An 18,832-nucleotide genomic window follows, 5' to 3' on the forward strand; every position below is an offset into this window, starting at 1 on the left:
ATTTTTACTCTTGCTGCCCGGCATGGCGTTCGCTGAAGAACAGGTGACGCCTATGCTGCAAGCGACACCGATGGCCAGTGCTGGAAAGGTCGTGCTTTTCCTGATCCTCATACTTGGCCTTATTGTGGGTCTGGCCTGGCTGGTGAATAAAACCCGCGTTGGTCAGTGGACAGGCGGTGCTCAACACCTGAAAACACTTGCGGTACTACCCTTAGGGCAGCGCGAAAAAGTGGCCATTATTCAGGCCGGTGAACAACAGCTTGTGATTGGTATTACACCGCACGGCATTAACACGCTGGCAACGCTGGACCAACCGATTGATGTTGCAGAAAATAAGCCCGCTGATTTTGCCGATATTCTGAAGAAGGCTGTACGCAAATGAAGACTCTGATGCGTTGGCTGCCTCTGTTTCTTATGATGCCGGCGTTCGCCTTCGGCGCGGACCCTGCGGCCCCGGTAACTGGCCCTGGCGGTATTCCTGCCGTTGTTTATACCGCTAATGACAACGGTGGTCAGTACTCAGTTACTATCCAGATCCTTGTATTAATGACGCTACTGACGGTATTACCGTCGCTGCTCATTATGATGACGTCATTTACCCGAATTATTGTTGTATTAGCGATTCTCCGACAGGCCATTGGCCTGCAGCAGACACCGTCGAATCAGGTGCTACTCGGCCTGTCATTATTTCTGACACTGTTTATCATGATGCCGGTTTTCCGTATCGTAAATGCGGATGCGATTCAGCCATATCTCGCCGAAGAAATTGCACCACTTGAAGCTTTAGAGCGAGCCGCAGTCCCGATGCATGAGTTTATGCTGGCGCAAACACGGGAGACAGATCTTGATTTGTTTGTGCGCATCAGTGGTCGTACTGATATTGCGGGCCCGGCAGAAACACCGATTCATATCCTGATTCCGGCGTTTATTACCAGTGAGCTGAAAACAGCGTTTCAGATTGGCTTTCTGATATTTATTCCGTTCCTGATCATCGACCTTGTCGTCGCCAGTATTCTGATGGCCATGGGTATGATGATGCTGTCGCCCATCATTATTTCGTTGCCATTTAAAATTATGTTATTCGTGTTGATTGATGGCTGGGCATTGATCATGGGTACTTTGGCGAATAGTTTCGGAACGATATAGGCAGGGTCTTATGAAAACGTCACCAGCGACAGGAGGCGAGAATGTCTGAAGCGATTATCGGCGATATTTTTACCAATGCACTCTACATCGTGCTGGCCATTGTTGTTGTCATTATTGTTCCCAGTCTGATCATTGGTCTGATGGTAAGTACTTTTCAGGCGGCCACCCAGATTAACGAGCAGACTTTGAGTTTCCTGCCGCGTTTAGTGGTTACCTTGCTGGCGATGATTATGTTTGGCCCCTGGGCTGTCAGCGCGGTGCTCGACTTTACGCGTGAAATTTATCTCAATATTCCCTTCCTGATCGGCTGACCCGTGATAGAGTTTGAGGCACTCGATATCAGCCATTGGATTACCCGATACGTGTATCCCTTTGCGCGGATATCCGGTCTCTTGATGGTGATGCCCCTGATCGGTACCCGCATGGTATCAATGCGGGTACGTCTGCTTCTTGCCGTTGCTGTCACTTTGGTTGTCGTGCCTCTGTTACCGCCGATTCCTAAGGTCGAAGCTATCTCCCTTGCGTCTGTCATTATTATTTTGCAGCAACTGCTTATTGGCGTTTTGCTCGGATTTGTAACCGAGCTGCTGATGCAGGTGTTTGTGATTGCAGGGCAATTGATCGCGATGCAGACCGGCCTGGGTATCGCCACCACGGTAGACCCCAGTCAGGGCGCATCGGTGGTCGTTATCTCGCAGTGGTTTCTGTTTATGGTCAGTCTGGTATTTCTGTCATTGAACGGGCACCTGGTGCTTATTGAAATACTGGTCGACAGTTTTCGCTCAATCCCGATTGGTATGGCCAGTTTTTCTGCTGAGCAGTTCGGACTACTGGTCAATTGGAGTGGCTGGATGATTGCTGCCGCAGTGGTGATTTCTCTACCTGCCATGACTGCTTTGCTGATTGTGAACCTCGCGTTTGGTGTCATGACGCGGGCGGCCCCACAGCTGAATATTTTTGCACTCGGTTTTCCTGTAACCATGATTGTCGGGCTGTTAATTATGTGGCTGAACATTGATGAGATGGCATCCAGCTTTCATGGCTACATGGATGTTCTCTTCGAGTTCCTGAAGAAGCTGATCACTCTCTAGAGGTTGTTATGGCAGAGCAGGATAGTAGTCAGGAAAAAACAGAAGAACCCACCCCCCGGCGCCTTCAAAAAGCGCGGGATGAAGGTCAGGTTCCCCGATCTAAAGAACTCGGCACCACCATGGTACTGGTCATGGGGGCTGCTGGCTTACTGATGTTTGGCCCATTCATGTCAGAGCGTATCGCTGCGATGGCCAAACATTCTTTTTCTTTCGATCGTGATACCGCGTTTGATACCGGTATGATGACGTCGTATCTCGATGCATCAGCACTAGAAGCGGCGATTGCTCTCGCACCTTGGCTGGTAGTGGTATTGATCGCCGCGTTCGCGGGCCCGCTTCTAGTCGGAGGGTGGTTATTTTCGGGCAAAGCCATCACGCCCAAACTCGACCGCTTAAATCCGCTCAGTGGCCTGAAGCGGATGTTCTCTGCCAACTCTCTGGTTGAACTGTTTAAGGCATGGGCGAAAGTGCTGGTCGTCGGTACCGTCGCCTGGTTGACGCTTCTGTTCTTTTTTCAGGATGCGATGCGCATTCAATACGAGAGTACCGAATCAGCGATTGATCACGCTATTACGATTATCATCTGGAGTGTACTGGCACTGTGTGCCTCGACGGCACTGATCGCGATTGTTGATGTGCCCTGGCAGATATACAGCTTCACGAAAAAGATGCGTATGTCGATGCAGGAAATTAAAGACGAATATAAAGAAACCGAGGGTAAGCCCGAGGTTAAGAGCAAAGTTCGTCAGTTACAGCGTGAAGTTGCGCAGCGCCGGATGATGGCCGATGTGCCAGAGGCAGACGTTGTAATTACTAACCCAACTCACTACTCGGTTGCGCTACGCTACGACGCGGGCGCCAGTGCTGCGCCTGTGTTGCTGGCGAAAGGTTCAGATCGGGTTGCTTTAAAAATCCGTGAAATCGCCAAAGAAAATAACGTACCTCAGATGCAGGCACCGCCATTGGCTCGTGCCCTGTACACCCACACCAAAGTCGGCGATGAAATACCAGAGGGGCTGTATGTCGCCGTGGCGCAGGTACTGGCGTATATCTATCAGATGGATCAGTTCGCTAAGGGGAAAGGGCCGAAGCCTGAACGTAAGCCTGACATGCCAATTCCTCGTGATCTGAGAGTCGACCCAGATCCTTCATAACTTAAAAAGTTCGATAAAAATGACTGTCTGAATTAAAACGGGAACACTTCTTGCGATACCCAGTTGGTAGAACATTTTTTTGACGGGTATCTAAATGGCAGCGGCCTCCGGAAGCAATGTAGTCGGACAACTGAAGAGCGGAGCCTCAATCCTTATGCAGGGCAACCTCGGCATTCCAGTCATGCTGCTGGTGTTGCTGGGCATGATGACGTTGCCTCTGCCGCCGTTTCTGCTGGATACCTTTTTCACCTTTAATATTGCTTTATCTATAGTCGTATTACTGGTCAGTGTTTATTCAAAACGCCCATTAGATTTCGCCATTTTCCCGACCATTCTCCTGATCGCGACATTGTTGCGTCTGGCACTCAACGTCGCCTCAACCCGTGTTGTGCTCCTGTATGGCCATGAAGGTGGTGATGCCGCGGGTAAGGTGATTGAGGCGTTTGGTGAAGTGCTGATCGGCGGTAACTATGCCGTGGGTCTGGTGGTCTTTATGATTCTGATGATCATCAATTTTGTGGTGGTGACCAAAGGTGCTGGCCGTGTTTCAGAAGTGAGCGCGCGCTTCACATTGGATGCTATGCCCGGTAAGCAGATGGCCATTGACGCTGACTTGAATGCTGGCCTGATTGAGGCCGAAGAGGCGAAAAAACGTCGTTCAGATATTGCCGCAGAAGCGGACTTCTACGGTGCTATGGACGGTGCCAGTAAATTCGTAAAAGGTGATGCGATCGCTGGCATTCTGATTCTGATCATTAACGTGGTGGGTGGCTTTGCCATCGGTATGGCTCAGCACAACCTGACGTTTGGTGATGCAGTATCTGCGTATACGCTGCTGGCGATTGGTGATGGTCTGGTTGCCCAGATTCCATCACTGCTGCTGTCGACTGCAACCGCCATTATGGTCACTCGTAATGGTGGCGATGAAGACATGGGACAGCAGGTCTTTGGCCAGATGTTTGGTTCTTCCCGCGCGCTGGCTGTGTCTGCCGGTCTACTTCTGTTAATGGGGGTTGTTCCGGGAATGCCACACACGGTATTTATCAGCGCCGCTCTGGTGGCTGGCCTGGCTGCCTATGTTATTCGCTGGAATAAAGAAGGCGGTGAGCTGGGCGATGCAGTCGTGCGACGATTGGGTGGAAAGCCGAAAGATACACCGGCGCTTGAAGGAGCTGGCGCTGGCGCAGGTAATGCCTTAGCAGCGCCGCAGGAAAAAGCTGCCGAGGCAATGAAGCAGCTGGAAGTTAAAGAATTGGGCTGGGACGACGTGGAGCCCGTAGATCGCGTTGGGCTTGAAGTGGGTTATCGCCTGATTCCGCTGGTGGATAAAAACCAGGGCGGGCAACTACTCAGCCGCATTAAAGGCGTTCGTCGCAAACTGTCGCAGGAACTTGGCTTTCTCATTCCGTCGGTACATATTCGCGACAACCTTGATCTGTTGCCCAATCAGTACCGAATCACCCTGATGGGTGTCACGCTGGCGGAAGCAGAAATTCATCCTGAGCGTGAGCTGGCGATTAACCCAGGCCAGGTATACGGCAAAATCGAAGGTATGGCGACGACCGACCCAGCCTTCGGTATGGAAGCTTACTGGATCACGCCAGATCTGAAAGACCGGGCACAAACGCTTGGCTATACCGTCGTCGATGCCAGTACCGTGGTCGCAACGCATATGAATCAGAAGTTGCAGACTCATGCTCATGAATTGATTGGTCATGAGGATGCTCAGCACCTGGTAGATATGCTGGCGAAGACATCTCCGAAACTGGCCGAAGAATTGGTGCCCAACAAAGTCAGCATCAGTCAGCTTCTCGCGGTCCTGCAAAACCTGCTGCGTGAGCAGGTGCCTATCCGAGATCTGCGTTCTATCGCCGAGTCTTTGGCGAACTCTCCAGCTCAGAGTCAAGATATTGCCGCTCTCGTTTCTGCCGCTCGTTTGGCTCTGGCCCGCATGATTACTCAGAATATCTTTGGAAACACCGATGAACTGCCTGTGATGACGCTGGATCCGGGGCTGGAACAATTATTGCTGAAAAGCTTACAGCAGAGTGCTCAGCAGGGCAGCCAACAGGGGCTGGTTCTTGAACCAGGTATGGCAGACACCTTGCAACGCTCACTGAATGAATCGGTGCAGACACAAGAAGCGGCAGGCCGCCCAGCGGTGCTTCTGGTGACTTCGCAATTACGTCCGGCGATGTCGCAGTTCGTCAGGAACAGTATTCCGCAATTGCACGTACTGGCTTACCAGGAAGTGCCGGACAACAAGAGCATTACGATCGTTGCTGCCGTTGGTGGCAAGTCGTAACGAGGCTGAATTATGAAGGTAAAACGTTTCGTCGCAGACAACATGCAGCTGGCATTGAAAATGGTGTCGGCTGAGCTGGGCCCGGATGCGGTCATCGTATCCAGCCGACGCCTGGATAACGGCATGGAAGTTGTGGCCAGCAGCGAGATGCTGGGAGAGATCGATACGGCAAAGCAGAGCGAACTGGATCGTCAGCTGCGCCTTCAGCGTGAGCTGGAAGCGGCGAAGCAGGCAGCACGCGCGAGTGCCGCCCAGCGTCAGGAATATGCAGCTGACACTGCAGCGCATTATGCACCACAGCAAAGAGACTCTCAGCAAGCGTCAGCTCAGGTGAGTCGTACCGAAGCGGATGTGGCAGCCGCTACCCGACTGGCGGAGCAGGCTGTTGAAGAGCGTAAAAAATCAGAAGAAACCTACCAGACCCGCCTGCAGGAAATGCAGGGTGAATTGCGTGAGCTGAAAGACTGGCTGGTCAGCCATCAGGGCAGCGCATGGGATACCCGCCGTCCATTAACCTGGCAGCAGTCTCAGCTGTGGCAGCGTTGCCAGGACATTGGTCTCGAGCCCGCGTGGGCTGACAGGGTCGTTAGTATGAGCGATCAGAGTGGAGACCTTGAGCAGGCCTGGAAATCCGCCTTGGGCGTTATCCAGAGCGATCTGCCGTTACTGCCTCAGGGCGTACTCGAAAAGGGCGGAACCATCGCCCTTGTCGGTCCGACCGGTGCAGGCAAGACAACTACTTTGGGCAAAATTGCTGCGCGATTTGTTCAGCGCCATGGGCCAGACTCGGTCGCCTTCGTGACGCTTGATAATTATCGCATGGCAGCGCATGACCAGTTGCAGGCGTTCGCCCGGATTCTGGGTGTCGAGATGAAAGTGGTGTTGCAGAATGGTGATCTGGTGAAAACGCTCAGCACGCTGCGCAAGAAGAAACTGGTATTGATCGATAGTGCCGGACTTGCCAGTCAGGACCCACATTTTTCGTCACAGTTGTCTATGCTTAAACAGACTGGTCGTGATGTTCGTAAGTTTCTGGTGCTGCCTCTGACAAGTCAGGCGCGTTGCCTTCAGGAGAACTACGAGCACTTCAAGCCAGCGGGGCTGGATGGTTGTATTTTCACCAAACTGGATGAGTGTTTCAGCCTGGGGGCTGGCCTCAGTGTTGCCGCTCTGACCCGCTTGCCACTGACCCTGATTACCGACGGTCCTCACATTCCGGATGATCTGCATTACCCGGATGCATCAAGACTGGTCAACCTTGCTGAGCAAATGGCGCGGATGGCAAGAACGCGCTGGCAGGCGGCAGAAGCAATGAACATGGCAACACAACAGAAAAGCTTTCAACACGGAGTTTAATTGAAGATGGCGAGTCATCCTGTACAGGTCATAGCAGTCACCGGCGGTAAAGGCGGTGTTGGCAAAAGCAATGTCTCCGTAAACCTTGGTATTGCCCTGTCTGAAATGGGCCGACGTGTCGTCATCCTTGATGCCGACCTCGGACTGGCAAATATCGATATTCTTCTCGGTATCAGCTCGAACAAGACAATTGAAAATGTGCTGCAGGGCGAGTGTGACCTGAGAGAAGTTCTGGTCAAAGGCCCCGGTGGTATCAGAATTGTGCCTGCCTCTTCGGGGACCCAGAAACTGTCGCAGTTGAATCCAATGGAACATGCCGGGCTGATTCAGGCGTTCAGCGATATCGGCGACGATATTGATGTACTGATCATCGATACGGCAGCGGGGATTTCAGATACTGTCCTGAGTTTTGTCCGGGCGTCACAGGAAGTACTGGTAGTCGTGACTGACGAGCCGACTTCGATCACGGATGCGTATGCTCAGATTAAACTTCTGAACCGCGATTACGGTCTGTTCCGTTTCCGTGTCGTTGCCAATATGGTGAAGTCACCGCAGGACGGTATGGCCTTGTTTGCCAAGCTGACCAAAGTCACTGATCGTTTTCTTGATGTTGCTATGCAATACGTTGGCGCAGTTCCTTCTGACGATGCGGTTAAGCGAGCGGTACAGCGTCAGAAGGCGGTAATTGAAGCCTATCCACGGTCAAAAGCAGCGACGTCTTTCCGGGCGTTAGCCAAGAAAGTAGACAGCTGGCCGCTGCCATCCACGCCACGCGGACATCTTGAGTTCTTCGTGGACCGGCTGGTTGATCAGGTAGGAGCATGACGGGTGTCGACGGGAAGTTGTCTGGTGTACTCCGACGTTCAGAATACTAATTTCGACGATCTGGTCCGGGAACACGCGGGTCTGGTGAAGCGGATTGCTCATCATCTGATGGGACGCTTACCGGACAGTGTGCAGGTAGATGACCTGATCCAGTCGGGCATGATCGGTTTGCTTGAAGCTGCGCGTAAATACGATGGCGGCAAAGGCGCGAGCTTCGAAACCTACGCCGGTATCCGGATTCGTGGGGCCATGCTCGACGAAATACGCAAAGGTGACTGGGCACCCCGTTCAGTGCATCGCAATGCCCGCCGTATCCAGGATGCGATTAAACAGGTTGAAGCAGTCAAAGGTCGTGATGCCGACGACAGTGAGGTTGCGGCTGTCCTTGGTATAAGCCAGGACGAGTACCACCAGATACTGAAGGATAGTGCGGGTTGTCGTCTGTTCAGCTATGAAGAGTTGCTGGAAAACGACAGTTCTCCCGATCTGATGGATGACTCCACCCCCGGGCCCGGAAAAGGCATGGAGAGGGATGCATTTCGTCGCCAGTTGGCGGAAGCCATTTCAGGCCTGCCAGAGCGCGAGCAGCTCGTTCTTGCTCTTTACTATGACGAAGAGCTGAACCTCAAAGAAATTGGCGCTGTATTAGGCGTCAGCGAGTCTCGCGTGAGTCAGCTGCACTCTCAAGCCACACACCGTTTACGCGCGCGTCTGAGTGATTGGGCCTGATTTTTCCCTACCGGCGCATCCAGCGCTTTCAGACCATATCAGACGCCGTCATTATTCTTTTCTATTCTTTCTCTCTCTTTCTGGATAAACCGCTAACTGGGTCTAAACTTAATTCAGGACCGGCTTGGTTTGTAAAAGTCGTATATTGGAGGTCGTTTTGGACAAGAACATGAAAATTCTCATTGTGGATGATTTTTCAACAATGAGACGTATCGTCAAAAACCTGCTGCGTGATCTTGGTTTCACCAACACTCAGGAGGCAGACGATGGCACAACAGCGTTGCCGATGCTGCAGAATGGCGACTTCGATTTTCTGGTCACCGACTGGAACATGCCAGGGATGACAGGCCTGGATCTTCTCAAGCATGTGCGGGAAGACGAGCGCCTTAAAACTCTGCCAGTTCTGATGGTGACTGCGGAAGCCAAGCGCGATCAGATCGTTGCAGCGGCACAGGCAGGCGTGAACGGATACGTCGTTAAGCCCTTCACCGCGGCAGTACTTAAAGAAAAAATCGATAAGATTTTTGAACGCGTCGAAGGCTGATTAAAGGTAGCGCCATGGTGGATGTAAACCTGGACAATAAGGACAACCAGGTCGGCTCGGAGATACGCTCGCTTGCGGAGAATATGCTCGAACAGCTCGAGCAGGGAGATCTCGGTAAAGCAGTTGCTCTGGTAAACGACCTCAATCAGTTGCGTGATCGCACACTGTATAACGAGATCGGACGACTGACCCGTGCCTTGCATGAGTCGATCAAGAATCTGAATGTCGATACGGTTGGCGCCGCTTCTGATATTACCGAGACAACCGATAAGCTGACGTACGTTCTTGAAATGACGGATAAGTCAGCCAATCGCACGATGGATATCGCCGATGCCGGCGGCCCTTTGGCGGGCGCTATGGGCGATCGGGCAGCGGAACTTTCTGCTCGCTGGAAACGATTTATGAAACGCGAAATGAATACCTCCGAATTTCGCGAACTCAGTCGTGATATTGATGAATATCTTTCCAGCAGCGTTAAAGATTCGTCGGAAATAAAGAAACAGTTTTCTGAAATTGTCCTGGCTCAGGACTTTCAGGATTTGACCGGGCAGGTCATTCATAAAGTGATCAATCTGATTCGCGATGTGGAAGGACGCCTGGTCACACTGGTCTCGATGGCAGGGCAGGTTGATCAGATCACTGGCATCAACCATGAGTTTGAACAAAGCACGCCGGCGCCTGATAAAGGCCCGGATATTAACCCTGAAGGTCCACAGACCGATAGCAAAGCCGATGGTGTAGTGAGTAGCCAGGATGATGTCGATGATCTGTTGTCGAGCTTAGGGTTCTAGAGGAGCGGTTGAATGAGTTTCGATGCTGATGAAGAGATTCTCCAGGACTTTCTCGTAGAGGCGGGAGAAATCCTGGAACTGCTGTCAGAGCAGCTGGTGGATCTGGAGAACAGTCCAGACGATAAGGATCTCCTGAACGCAATCTTCCGTGGATTCCATACGGTAAAAGGCGGTGCTGGCTTTTTGCAGTTGAACCCTCTGGTGGATTGCTGCCATGCGGCCGAGAACGTGTTCGATACGCTTCGTAATGGCAAACGATCGGTGAATGCAGACCTGATGGATGTGGTTCTCAGTGCTCTGGATACCGTTAATGAAATGTTTGACTGTGTGCGTTCTGGTGAAATGCCAGAGCCCGCAGAGCAGAGCTTGCTGGATAATTTGCATCATCTGGCATTGCCTGAGGACGAAGCCCCAGCAGTTGAAGCTGCTGCAGTGGAAGAATCAGTAGTCGAAGAAGCTGAAGCGCCTTCTGCAGAAGGCACTTCAGCGGATGCGGACAACGGCGACATCACCGATGATGAATTTGAGCAATTGCTTGATGCGTTAGATGAAAAATCTGATGCTGCATCTGCTGCTACGGAGGCCCCTGCTGCCGCACAGAATACTGGTGATGATGACAACCTTTTTGGTGGGGATGATCTGTTCGACACCGACAGTGGACCTGTTGCATCAGCGTCTGACGATGAAATCACAGAAGATGAATTTGAAGCTCTGCTGGATCAGATTCATGGAAAAGGTAAGCCCGTCGATTCGTCTTCGTCGAATAAGCCAGAAGCTCCGGCACCTGATGAACCAGAAAAAACAGCTACTCCAGAGTCGCCTGCTGCGTCAGCGCCATCGGCGGGGGGTCGTGACAGCGATCTGATTACTGATTCTGAATTTGAAGAATTGCTTGATCGCTTACACGGAAAAGGCAAGCCCGGTGCAACAGACATAACGGCACCACAGGGCTCATCTGCGGCAGTAGCTAAACCTCCTGCCGCGAAAGCGCCAGAAGAAACGGCTGTCAAAAAGCCTGAAGCAGCAACGCCGAAGCCAGCAGCCACACCGGCCGCTAAGCCTGAGGCGGCTAAATCTGCCGCTCCTGCCGCGTCCTCTGCACCCAAAGCGAAGCCGGACGCTCGCAAGAACGAAAAAGAGGCCATGGCCGAGGCGACTGTCCGTGTTGATACTAAGCGCCTCGATGACATCATGAACATGGTGGGTGAGCTCGTACTGGTGCGTAACCGTCTGGTTCGCCTGGGACTTAAGAGCAGCGATGAATCCATGGCGAAAGCCGTCGCTAATCTGGATGTAGTGACTGGCGATTTGCAGTCGTCCGTGATGAAGACGCGGATGCAACCGATCAAGAAAGTCTTTGGTCGCTTCCCTAGAGTGGTACGGGATCTGGCCCGACAGTTAAAGAAAGAAATTAATCTTGAGCTGCGCGGCGAAGAAACGGACCTGGACAAAAATCTGGTAGAAGCGCTCGCAGATCCACTGGTTCACCTTGTACGTAACTCGGTAGACCACGGCGTTGAGCAACCAGATGTGCGCGAAGCCAGTGGCAAAAGTCGCGTGGGTACGGTCATTCTCTCAGCAGAGCAGGAAGGCGATCATATTCTGCTACGGATTCAGGATGACGGTGCCGGTATGGATGCTGATGTCCTGAGACGCAAGGCGGTAGAAAAAGGTGTTATGGATCAGGATGCCGCAGACCGCCTGACAGACAATGAATGTTTTAATCTCATTTTCGCGCCGGGTTTTTCCACTAAAGAACAGATATCCGATGTTTCTGGCCGTGGCGTGGGAATGGACGTTGTTAAGACAAAAATCACACAGCTCAACGGTACGATATCGATTGACTCGTTCAAGGGTGAAGGTACAACGATCAGTATTAAAGTGCCTTTAACGCTCGCGATTATGCCGACGCTGATGGTGATGCTGAAAGATCAGGCGTTTGCCTTCCCACTTGTGAACGTAAATGAGATTTTCCACCTGGATCTTACTCAGACCAATGTCGTCGATGGGCAGGAAGTTGTGGTTGTGCGTGAACGTGCTATTCCGCTGTTTCATCTCAAGCGTTGGTTGGTGAAAGGCGAGCAGTTTGCGAAAGCCGACGAGTCCGCTCATGTGGTAGTGGTTTCGGTAGGTACGAACAAAGTCGGCTTTGTCGTTGATCAGTTAATTGGTCAGGAAGAAGTGGTTATTAAGCCACTGGGGAAAATGCTCCACGGTACCGCCGGGATGGCTGGAGCAACCATTACAGGTGATGGCCGCATTGCGTTGATCCTTGATATTCCAAGCATGCTGACGCGTTATGCGACTCGACAATCGAGCGCGGCCTGACACAGGAAGTATTATGGCTTTAAAAGTACTGGTGGTGGATGATTCAGGTTTTTTCCGCCGCCGGGTGACAGATATTATCAATGCCGATCCTCGTCTTGAGGTCATTGGCGTTGCTGAAAACGGACTTCAGGCCATTGAGCTGAATGACAAACTCAAACCTGACGTAATCACCATGGATTACGAGATGCCTGTCATGGATGGCATCACCGCAGTACGAAAAATAATGGCATCGACCCCGGTGCCAGTTCTGATGTTTTCGTCATTGACCTTTGAAGGTGCCCGGGTAACTCTGGATGCTCTGGACGCTGGAGCCGTCGATTTTTTACCAAAGAATTTCGATGCTATTGCCCGCAACGCAGCCTCTATCCGTAAGTTACTTGCCGAAAAAATTATTGCCGTAGCGAGGGGGCAGCTGAAGGGTACCGCGCAGGTTTCAACCTCCCCATCTCAACCTTCACAAAAAAAGACGCCCACTGCGGCAGGGGCGAACGAGCCGGTGCCGCGTCATCTTGAACTGGTGGTCATTGGTACGTCCACCGGTGGCCCTGCTGCTCTGCAGAATATTTTCAAGAGTTTGCCCGCAGGATTTAACAAGCCCATTATTATCGTGCAGCACATGCCTGCTTCGTTCACCGCAGCGTTTGCTGAGCGGCTGAATAATCTCAGTGCGTTAAGTGTCAAAGAGGCAGAAGAGGGTGATATTTTAAAACCGGGTCACGTTTATGTTGCACCTGGGGGCAAGCAGCTGATCGTTGATAAACGCCACGGTGGATCGATTCATATTCTGGAAAGTGACGAGCGGGTAAGCTATCGGCCGAGTGTCGATATTGCTCTTGCTTCTGCAGCAAAACATTACGGTAGTAAGGCGTTAGGCATTGTCTTGACGGGGATGGGAGCAGATGGACGTGAAGGAGCCCGGTTACTCAAACAGTCGGGTGGTCACTTGTGGGCTCAGGATGAACAGAGCTGTGTTATTTATGGAATGCCGATGGCTGTGATCAATGCAGGGTTAGCTGATCGTGTCCTTCCACTTAATGATGTTAGTAAGTTCATGAGTCAGCTCTGACTCTGTCTGGAACTCCACTCAAACGGCAGGCTTTTGCCGCTTCTTTCTGTGCTATGCATAATCTGGGGTGTGCTCATTAGCTCATTGCCTGACAACCCACCGTTGCAGGTGAACTTCTGACCGTAAATACCAGTTTATTTTAAAACTGACATGATATTTGCTTAGTTTCTGGTAGGGCATTGAGATTCATGCGATAAGCAGACGTTCTGCTTTGAGCGGAGAGGAATACTATTGTGAAAATCTGGTCGATATCCAATCAGAAAGGTGGGGTGGGTAAAACGACATCGGTAGTTTCTCTGGGTGGGCTGTTGGCTGACCAGGGGCACCGTGTGCTTCTGGTAGACCTCGACCCCCATGGTTCTCTGACCAGTTACTTTGGCCAGGACCCGGACGGTCTTGAAAGAAGTCTGTATCACTTATTCTTTGAGCAACGCTGGCGCAATGTGGATTACATCCGCGATACATTGAAGGCAACCAGCTTGCCGAATGTTTCTATGCTTCCTGCGACAACCTCCCTTGCCACTCTTGAGCGGCAGGTAAGTGGTCAGGACGGTATGGGGCTGGTACTCGCGAGGAGCCTGGCGCAGCTCTGGGATGATTATGACTATGCCTTGCTGGATACTCCGCCTATTCTGGGAGTCCTGTTGGTCAACGCTCTTGCTGCCTGTCAGCAGCTGGTTATCCCAACACAGACTGAACACCTGGCGCTCAAAGGTCTGGAGCGAATGGTGCATACCCTTAAAATGGTCATGAAGTCACAAAAGCGTGAGCTGCCATATACAATCGTTCCGACGCTGTTCGATCGGCGTACATCCGCTTCATTAACCAGCCTTAAAGAAATGCGACGTACCTATCAGGGAGCGTTATGGGATGAAGCAATTCCAGTGGATACCCGGTTGCGTGATGCCAGTCATGAGGGAATATTTCCCCACCAGTTAGATCCGAATACTCGTGGCGTCCGGGCGTATCGCCATCTGCTTGCCCAATTAAGTGGAGAGAAACGCTGAAATGTCGGGGAATACGGATGTCTTGATGGGGTACTTTGACAGTCTGTTGACGACAGTCGATGAGGACCCGAGAAAAGCCATCGTCAGCGACCTGCTCGCTGGCGCTGCGGCACAGGCGCCTGAGGAAGAGTACAAACCGGTCGCGACCGATACCATTGCTTTGGGAATGCGGGTTATTGCATTAAAGCCACCGCTGAAAATGAATGCAGTAGCGATCAACCGCATTACCGCTTTGCGGTTGCTGCATGTCGTTCAGACGATTCCCCCCAGCCGGCTGAAACTTCACGTCCTGTCGTGTTGCGCAGGTGTCCTCGATGTCTGAAAGCCAGCTGACGGACGACAAAGTCCCTGCGCAGGAAGCCAGTACTCTTACTAAAGAAAATCAGGTTGATGGTGTTCTCCAGAACTATCTCGACCAACTTCTGATTGTCGCTACAGAAGTATCTGTGGTGACTGAAACGGCAGCTGCACCAGAGCCTGTGGTGGTGAACGATGTCGATACATCGGAGATTACCGGGACGCTGATGGAAGAAGCGTCACTTTCGCTTCAGCCGGAGGTAGTCACAGATGAAATTCAGGACTGGGACCCATACGCCCTTGATCCAGAAGTTAAGGTTGAAGAGGCATCCCCAGAGGCAAATATTGTTTCGCAGGAGCTACAGACCAGCGTCACCGTAGAAGACGAGACCGCCACCGTTACGAAAGATAAAAAGAAGTTGCTGTGGGATTCGAGTCAGGGTGTCGAGTGTCTGTTGTTCAGTGTTGCTGGTTTAAAGCTCGCGATTCCTCTTTCCCAGTTGGGGGGAGTGTACCCAGCTGAAAACATGAAAGTAACGCCACTGTTTGGTCAATCCGACTGGTCTCTGGGGGTATGGCAGAGCGATACCGACAAATTGACGATCGTCGACAGCGCCAGATTGATTATGCCAGAGCGCGGCATATCTTTACGTGAATCTGGATACGAATATCTCATTCAGCTGGATCGTACGCCTTGGGCGCTCGCTTGCGAAGGTATTTGCGACACTATTACACTGGTTTCTGAGTCAATTAAATGGCGCGGAGACGCAAGCAAACGCCCTTGGCTGGCGGGCACTGTCATTTCAGAGATGTGTGCTTTGCTGGATGTACCCAGCCTGGTCGATCTTCTTGAGTCTCACTTGAAGTCGACGCAAGGCTGAACCCCTGAAAAGACGCTGTAAACCAGCGCTTTACCCGGCTTTGGGCTCTCTTTTTTTTAAGTTACAAATTTTCCTTCATTTCGGCTGGTACACTTTGTGCTCTGATCTATAGTTAAGAAAGGTTTGTAGTGTTTTTGACACTGTCAGGCATCGGCCTTTCTTAGCGAGGATGTTTTATGTCAGCAATTGCCGCTAAAAGTGCGGAAGATCCGGTACTCCAATGGGTAACCTTCCGGCTTGAAAACGAGAGTTACGGTATTAACGTGATGCAGGTTCAGGAAGTACTGCGTTATACCGAAATAGCACCAGTACCCGGGGCGCCACCTTATGTACTGGGCATCATTAACCTGCGGGGTAATGTCGTCACTGTGATCGACACCCGACAGCGTTTTGGCTTGCCGACATCGGACACCACAGACCAGACTCGTATCGTCATTATCGAGGCAGAGAATCAGGTCGTGGGCATTCTCGTGGATGCGGTGGCTGAGGTGGTTTATCTACGTCAGTCAGAAATCGAAACCACTCCGAATGTCGGCAATGAAGAAAGCGCCAAGTTTATTCAGGGTGTCTGCCATAAGAACGATGAACTTCTTATTCTGGTGGATCTTGAAAAACTGATGACAGATGAGGAGTGGACAGAACTTCACGGTCTATAGGGGTCTGTCATGCTAACACTGACGCTGGTTCATTGGTTACTCATCGGAAATTTCACTGTTTTGCTGGCAGCGGCAGGATTTATCGTCGCGCTGCGTAAACAGCAAAGCAGGGAGACACAGCAGCTGGAGGACAAAATCTTTCAGCTGCAGCAGGGGCAGGAGGCCATCAGCAAAAGTGCAATTGGTCTCGGGCGCAGGATGAAGCAGGTAGAAGCCAGGGCGGCAGCGGCAGACAAGCGGCCTGCGTCTGCGGCACCTGATGCGCGTTTTGAGCAGGCATCTCGTCTCGCGGGAATGGGGGCGTCTGCTGAAGACCTGATCGACTCACTGGGTGTTGCCAGAGCCGAAGCTGAGCTTCTTGTCTCTATGCGTCAGAGTGTGAATGCCTGATCAGTGAGACCTCGATAACATTTCAGGCGTTTCCCGCTTTGAATATGTGAACCGGTTACGAATCTCAACGTGAAAGGCCACGCCGCCTCAGAAAGCTCTTCTATACTTACTGATACTGCCTTTTTGATGAACAGAAAGGTGTTAGCGTCAGCGAGGAGGGGTATCGATGAAATACCTGCTATCGACGATCATGGCTGTGGCACTTGTAGCTGTGACGGATCAACCTGCTGTACACGAGTATGACAGATCGGTTCAATGGCACGCACAGGTCCTGAAGAACACGATGTTTTCTGAGCACACTCCGGGATTCAATGACCTGTATATGATTGAGACGCCTGACAAGGGCCGTCAGATCGTCATCTACTGCAACCCATCGTATTGCTACAAACTTCGGGGCCACCACCTGACTGCGTAGTACTTAATCAAGTGACTACCGTTTTGCATTCAGGGGATTGCCCCAACTAGCTCAGGCGCCTGCCGCGAAGAGGGCAATCACACAAGCCAGTCCTGCTGACCAGACCAGTGTGCGCAGTGCGGCCAGATTCGCAAGGTACATAGCTCCGTACACGATACGGATACCAATAAACGCAATTGCCAGAGTATTAATGTAATCCTGCTCTGCACCGGTCAGGTGAGCAATAATCACGGCAGCAGCGAACATCGGGAATGCTTCGAAGCTATTCAGCTGAGCCCAGTGGGCACGTTTGCGGAAACCTTCCTGTTTTTCAAGAAACTCGCGCGGCGAGTAATTGTTGTAACGTCCACCGCTGAATTTGGCGATACCCGTAAAAAGGAATGGCATCAGTGCGGCTGCCAGCACGCACCAGTAGGCGAGAGTCATAGTATTTCCTTGTTCTGATATTGATTGGCTCTTAACAGACCTCAGTTACGCAGAGTTAACAGGGCCTAATCTGAAGCCGCGACAGGACAGTCCTGGAGGTTGCCCTCAGGTGCTTCCGGGTCAAAACAGTAGCCACCGAGTGGAGAAGCGACAAGGTCATTTGCGGCAGAGAAGCCGTGTCGCACCGATTCCCGTCGAGGTTTGGCGTTTATGCCCTGTGTTTCCTCATAGGTTTCCCATACTTCCTGGTGAATTGCTTCCGCAGACGCTGCGTAACGGGTTACTTCGCGATCTGCCTGATCAAGCAGGTCTGGAAAGTAGTGGAGAGCAGTACCTGTGAGTATACCGCTGATAATGATCCCTGCGGTGGTCTGCAAGGTTGAAAAACCAGCAGAGGCACGGAGTGAAAAGCGCACGATGGCTGTCCCTGAAGCGAAGTGGTCGTGATTCCAATTCTCAGACCTTAACGGATATCACACAGGTGGCCAATGGCACATGCAGGCCGGCAGGCCCACATGTCGTATTAGTCAGTTTAGCGATAGCTGATACCCAGGCGGTCATAGAGAAAGCCGACCACCCAGGCAGGGCCTATCAACAAAAACTGAATGTCTTTGAAAAACGACGGTTTTTTACCCTCTATGTGGTGCCCGACGAACTGCATAATCCAGAGAATCACAAAGGCAATAACACTGGTCAGCCAGAGCGGTGTGTCTGTCATTTGTTCATAGACGACCGGAAACAGAAGGCAAAGCAGGGTAAATACTCCAAGTCCTTTTGCCAGTGGTTTAGACAGTCTTACATAGAAGGTCATAGTGACCACTGCGCCCAGGACTGCCCAGTTAACCAGTGGTATAGCTGCCAGCCAGTCAGGCTGCGGAATTTCCCATAACAGGGCAAAAATCACCAGATAGATCAGGGGTACACAGAACCAGTGGATCAGTTTGTTCAGTGGGTTCTGATGGCTTTCACCATACTCAGCGAACCATTGGTCAACAGTTTTACGGCTCATCGCAGTCTCCGTTTGTTGTTATTATGCTCAGTCTACGTCAGCCCTCGGGTTTTATCTTGTCATTGCAGGTCAGAGGTTTGTTCTAAGCAATCATTATGACGACAGAAAGGAAATCATCGCAGTTACGTGTGTCGGCGCACTGGCTGACCGTTCTACTTCAGGGCTTTCGCTCTCTGGGCATTTCTGCGGATAGCGTATTGCAGGAAGCGCGTATTATGCCGGGCGAATTGTCAGAGCCTGACGCGCGTATTGATCTGGAGCGCACTCTGTTGTTCTGGAAAGCCGCCGCAGCAGCGACAGATCAGCCGTTAGGCCTGCGGTTAGGCGAGTACCTTACGCCACTGCATTTTCCTCTATTGGCGATGAACCTGATGCATAGCCGGAGTTTGCTGGAGGCATTAGGCATGGCAGAGCGT

Annotated in this window: 23 protein-coding genes; 20 read left to right on the top strand and 3 right to left on the bottom strand. The window is 51.7% G+C overall.

Annotated elements, in window-relative coordinates; translation table 11 throughout:
- From fliO to B2067_RS12345, 19 genes are all read left to right on the top strand, one after another.
- The coding region (fliO, locus tag B2067_RS12255) for a flagellar biosynthetic protein FliO (protein ID WP_301388645.1) at window positions 1–382 on the top strand (382 nt) is incomplete at its 5' end.
- Window positions 379–1,146 carry a flagellar type III secretion system pore protein FliP gene (gene fliP, locus B2067_RS12260; protein WP_348655064.1) on the top strand — a complete coding sequence of 256 codons (768 nt, stop codon included), beginning with the start codon at window positions 379–381 and terminating at the stop codon, window positions 1,144–1,146. The genes fliO and fliP, both read left to right, overlap by 4 nt.
- 41 nt (window positions 1,147–1,187) lie before the next feature.
- Complete coding sequence (locus B2067_RS12265; protein ID WP_297532873.1) at window positions 1,188–1,457, top strand: flagellar biosynthetic protein FliQ; 270 nt, start codon at window positions 1,188–1,190, stop codon at window positions 1,455–1,457.
- Window positions 1,458–1,460: 3 nt separating this feature from the next.
- Window positions 1,461–2,237, top strand: coding sequence for a flagellar biosynthetic protein FliR (gene fliR / locus B2067_RS12270; RefSeq protein ID WP_068442316.1), 777 nt, complete (start codon window positions 1,461–1,463; stop codon window positions 2,235–2,237).
- 8 nt (window positions 2,238–2,245) lie between these two features.
- Window positions 2,246–3,391: a flagellar biosynthesis protein FlhB gene (gene flhB, locus B2067_RS12275; protein WP_297532876.1), complete on the top strand. Its 1,146-nt coding sequence runs from the start codon at window positions 2,246–2,248 to the stop codon at window positions 3,389–3,391.
- 94 nt (window positions 3,392–3,485) lie between these two features.
- On the top strand, window positions 3,486–5,696 hold the full coding sequence (flhA, locus tag B2067_RS12280; protein ID WP_414716539.1) for a flagellar biosynthesis protein FlhA: 2,211 nt from the start codon (window positions 3,486–3,488) through the stop codon (window positions 5,694–5,696).
- Window positions 5,697–5,708: 12 nt separating this feature from the next.
- Window positions 5,709–7,052, top strand: a complete 1,344-nt coding sequence (gene flhF / locus B2067_RS12285) for a flagellar biosynthesis protein FlhF (RefSeq protein ID WP_068442322.1) — start codon at window positions 5,709–5,711, stop codon at window positions 7,050–7,052.
- Window positions 7,053–7,058: 6 nt separating this feature from the next.
- On the top strand, window positions 7,059–7,877 hold the full coding sequence (locus B2067_RS12290) for a MinD/ParA family protein (protein ID WP_076514917.1): 819 nt from the start codon (window positions 7,059–7,061) through the stop codon (window positions 7,875–7,877).
- Between the two features lie 21 nt (window positions 7,878–7,898).
- Window positions 7,899–8,606, top strand: a complete 708-nt coding sequence (locus B2067_RS12295) for an RNA polymerase sigma factor FliA (RefSeq protein WP_302473559.1) — start codon at window positions 7,899–7,901, stop codon at window positions 8,604–8,606.
- A 157-nt stretch (window positions 8,607–8,763) separates the two neighbouring features.
- A complete protein-coding gene (gene cheY / locus B2067_RS12300) occupies window positions 8,764–9,150 on the top strand; it encodes a chemotaxis response regulator CheY (RefSeq protein ID WP_068440287.1) in 387 nt (128 codons plus the stop codon).
- Between the two features lie 14 nt (window positions 9,151–9,164).
- Window positions 9,165–9,941 (top strand): protein phosphatase CheZ, encoded by a 777-nt coding sequence (locus tag B2067_RS12305; RefSeq protein WP_068440228.1) that lies wholly within the window; start codon window positions 9,165–9,167, stop codon window positions 9,939–9,941.
- Between the two features lie 12 nt (window positions 9,942–9,953).
- On the top strand, window positions 9,954–12,269 hold the full coding sequence (locus B2067_RS12310) for a chemotaxis protein CheA (protein ID WP_301388646.1): 2,316 nt from the start codon (window positions 9,954–9,956) through the stop codon (window positions 12,267–12,269).
- Between the two features lie 13 nt (window positions 12,270–12,282).
- Window positions 12,283–13,335, top strand: a complete 1,053-nt coding sequence (locus tag B2067_RS12315; RefSeq protein WP_301378908.1) for a protein-glutamate methylesterase/protein-glutamine glutaminase — start codon at window positions 12,283–12,285, stop codon at window positions 13,333–13,335.
- 233 nt (window positions 13,336–13,568) lie between these two features.
- Window positions 13,569–14,342 (top strand): ParA family protein, encoded by a 774-nt coding sequence (locus tag B2067_RS12320; RefSeq protein WP_068440236.1) that lies wholly within the window; start codon window positions 13,569–13,571, stop codon window positions 14,340–14,342.
- 1 nt (window position 14,343) lies between these two features.
- Window positions 14,344–14,664 (top strand): hypothetical protein, encoded by a 321-nt coding sequence (locus tag B2067_RS12325; RefSeq protein WP_068440239.1) that lies wholly within the window; start codon window positions 14,344–14,346, stop codon window positions 14,662–14,664.
- The gene (locus tag B2067_RS12330; RefSeq protein ID WP_301388647.1) at window positions 14,657–15,520 is read left to right on the top strand and encodes a chemotaxis protein CheW; all 864 of its coding nucleotides are present in this window, start codon (window positions 14,657–14,659) and stop codon (window positions 15,518–15,520) included. Before B2067_RS12325 ends, B2067_RS12330 begins: the two co-directional genes overlap by 8 nt.
- A 176-nt stretch (window positions 15,521–15,696) precedes the next feature.
- Window positions 15,697–16,176 (top strand): chemotaxis protein CheW, encoded by a 480-nt coding sequence (locus B2067_RS12335; RefSeq protein WP_068440243.1) that lies wholly within the window; start codon window positions 15,697–15,699, stop codon window positions 16,174–16,176.
- Between the two features lie 9 nt (window positions 16,177–16,185).
- Complete coding sequence (locus tag B2067_RS12340) at window positions 16,186–16,566, top strand: DUF2802 domain-containing protein (protein ID WP_273089694.1); 381 nt, start codon at window positions 16,186–16,188, stop codon at window positions 16,564–16,566.
- Window positions 16,567–16,732: 166 nt separating this feature from the next.
- On the top strand, window positions 16,733–16,981 hold the full coding sequence (locus B2067_RS12345; RefSeq protein WP_068438491.1) for a hypothetical protein: 249 nt from the start codon (window positions 16,733–16,735) through the stop codon (window positions 16,979–16,981).
- 51 nt (window positions 16,982–17,032) lie between these two features.
- On the opposite strand, the gene B2067_RS12350 is transcribed toward B2067_RS12345, so the two are convergent.
- The 3 genes from B2067_RS12350 to B2067_RS12360 all read right to left on the bottom strand — a co-directional run bounded on the left by B2067_RS12350 (window position 17,033) and on the right by B2067_RS12360 (window position 18,416).
- Window positions 17,033–17,407, bottom strand: a complete 375-nt coding sequence (locus tag B2067_RS12350) for an MAPEG family protein (RefSeq protein ID WP_301179833.1) — start codon at window positions 17,405–17,407, stop codon at window positions 17,033–17,035.
- Between the two features lie 65 nt (window positions 17,408–17,472).
- The gene (locus B2067_RS12355) at window positions 17,473–17,823 is read right to left on the bottom strand and encodes a hypothetical protein (protein ID WP_273089704.1); all 351 of its coding nucleotides are present in this window, start codon (window positions 17,821–17,823) and stop codon (window positions 17,473–17,475) included.
- A gap of 116 nt (window positions 17,824–17,939) precedes the next feature.
- Window positions 17,940–18,416: a DUF962 domain-containing protein gene (locus B2067_RS12360; RefSeq protein WP_068438338.1), complete on the bottom strand. Its 477-nt coding sequence runs from the start codon at window positions 18,414–18,416 to the stop codon at window positions 17,940–17,942.
- Between the two features lie 95 nt (window positions 18,417–18,511).
- On the opposite strand from B2067_RS12360, the gene B2067_RS12365 reads away from it, so the two are divergent.
- Window positions 18,512–18,832, top strand: a 321-nt coding sequence (locus B2067_RS12365; RefSeq protein WP_301388648.1) for an AraC family transcriptional regulator ligand-binding domain-containing protein, incomplete at its 3' end; no start/stop codon positions are given.

The sequence above is a fragment of the Thalassolituus sp. UBA2590 genome (assembly GCF_002339775.1).
Taxonomy (GTDB): domain Bacteria; phylum Pseudomonadota; class Gammaproteobacteria; order Pseudomonadales; family Oceanobacteraceae; genus Thalassolituus.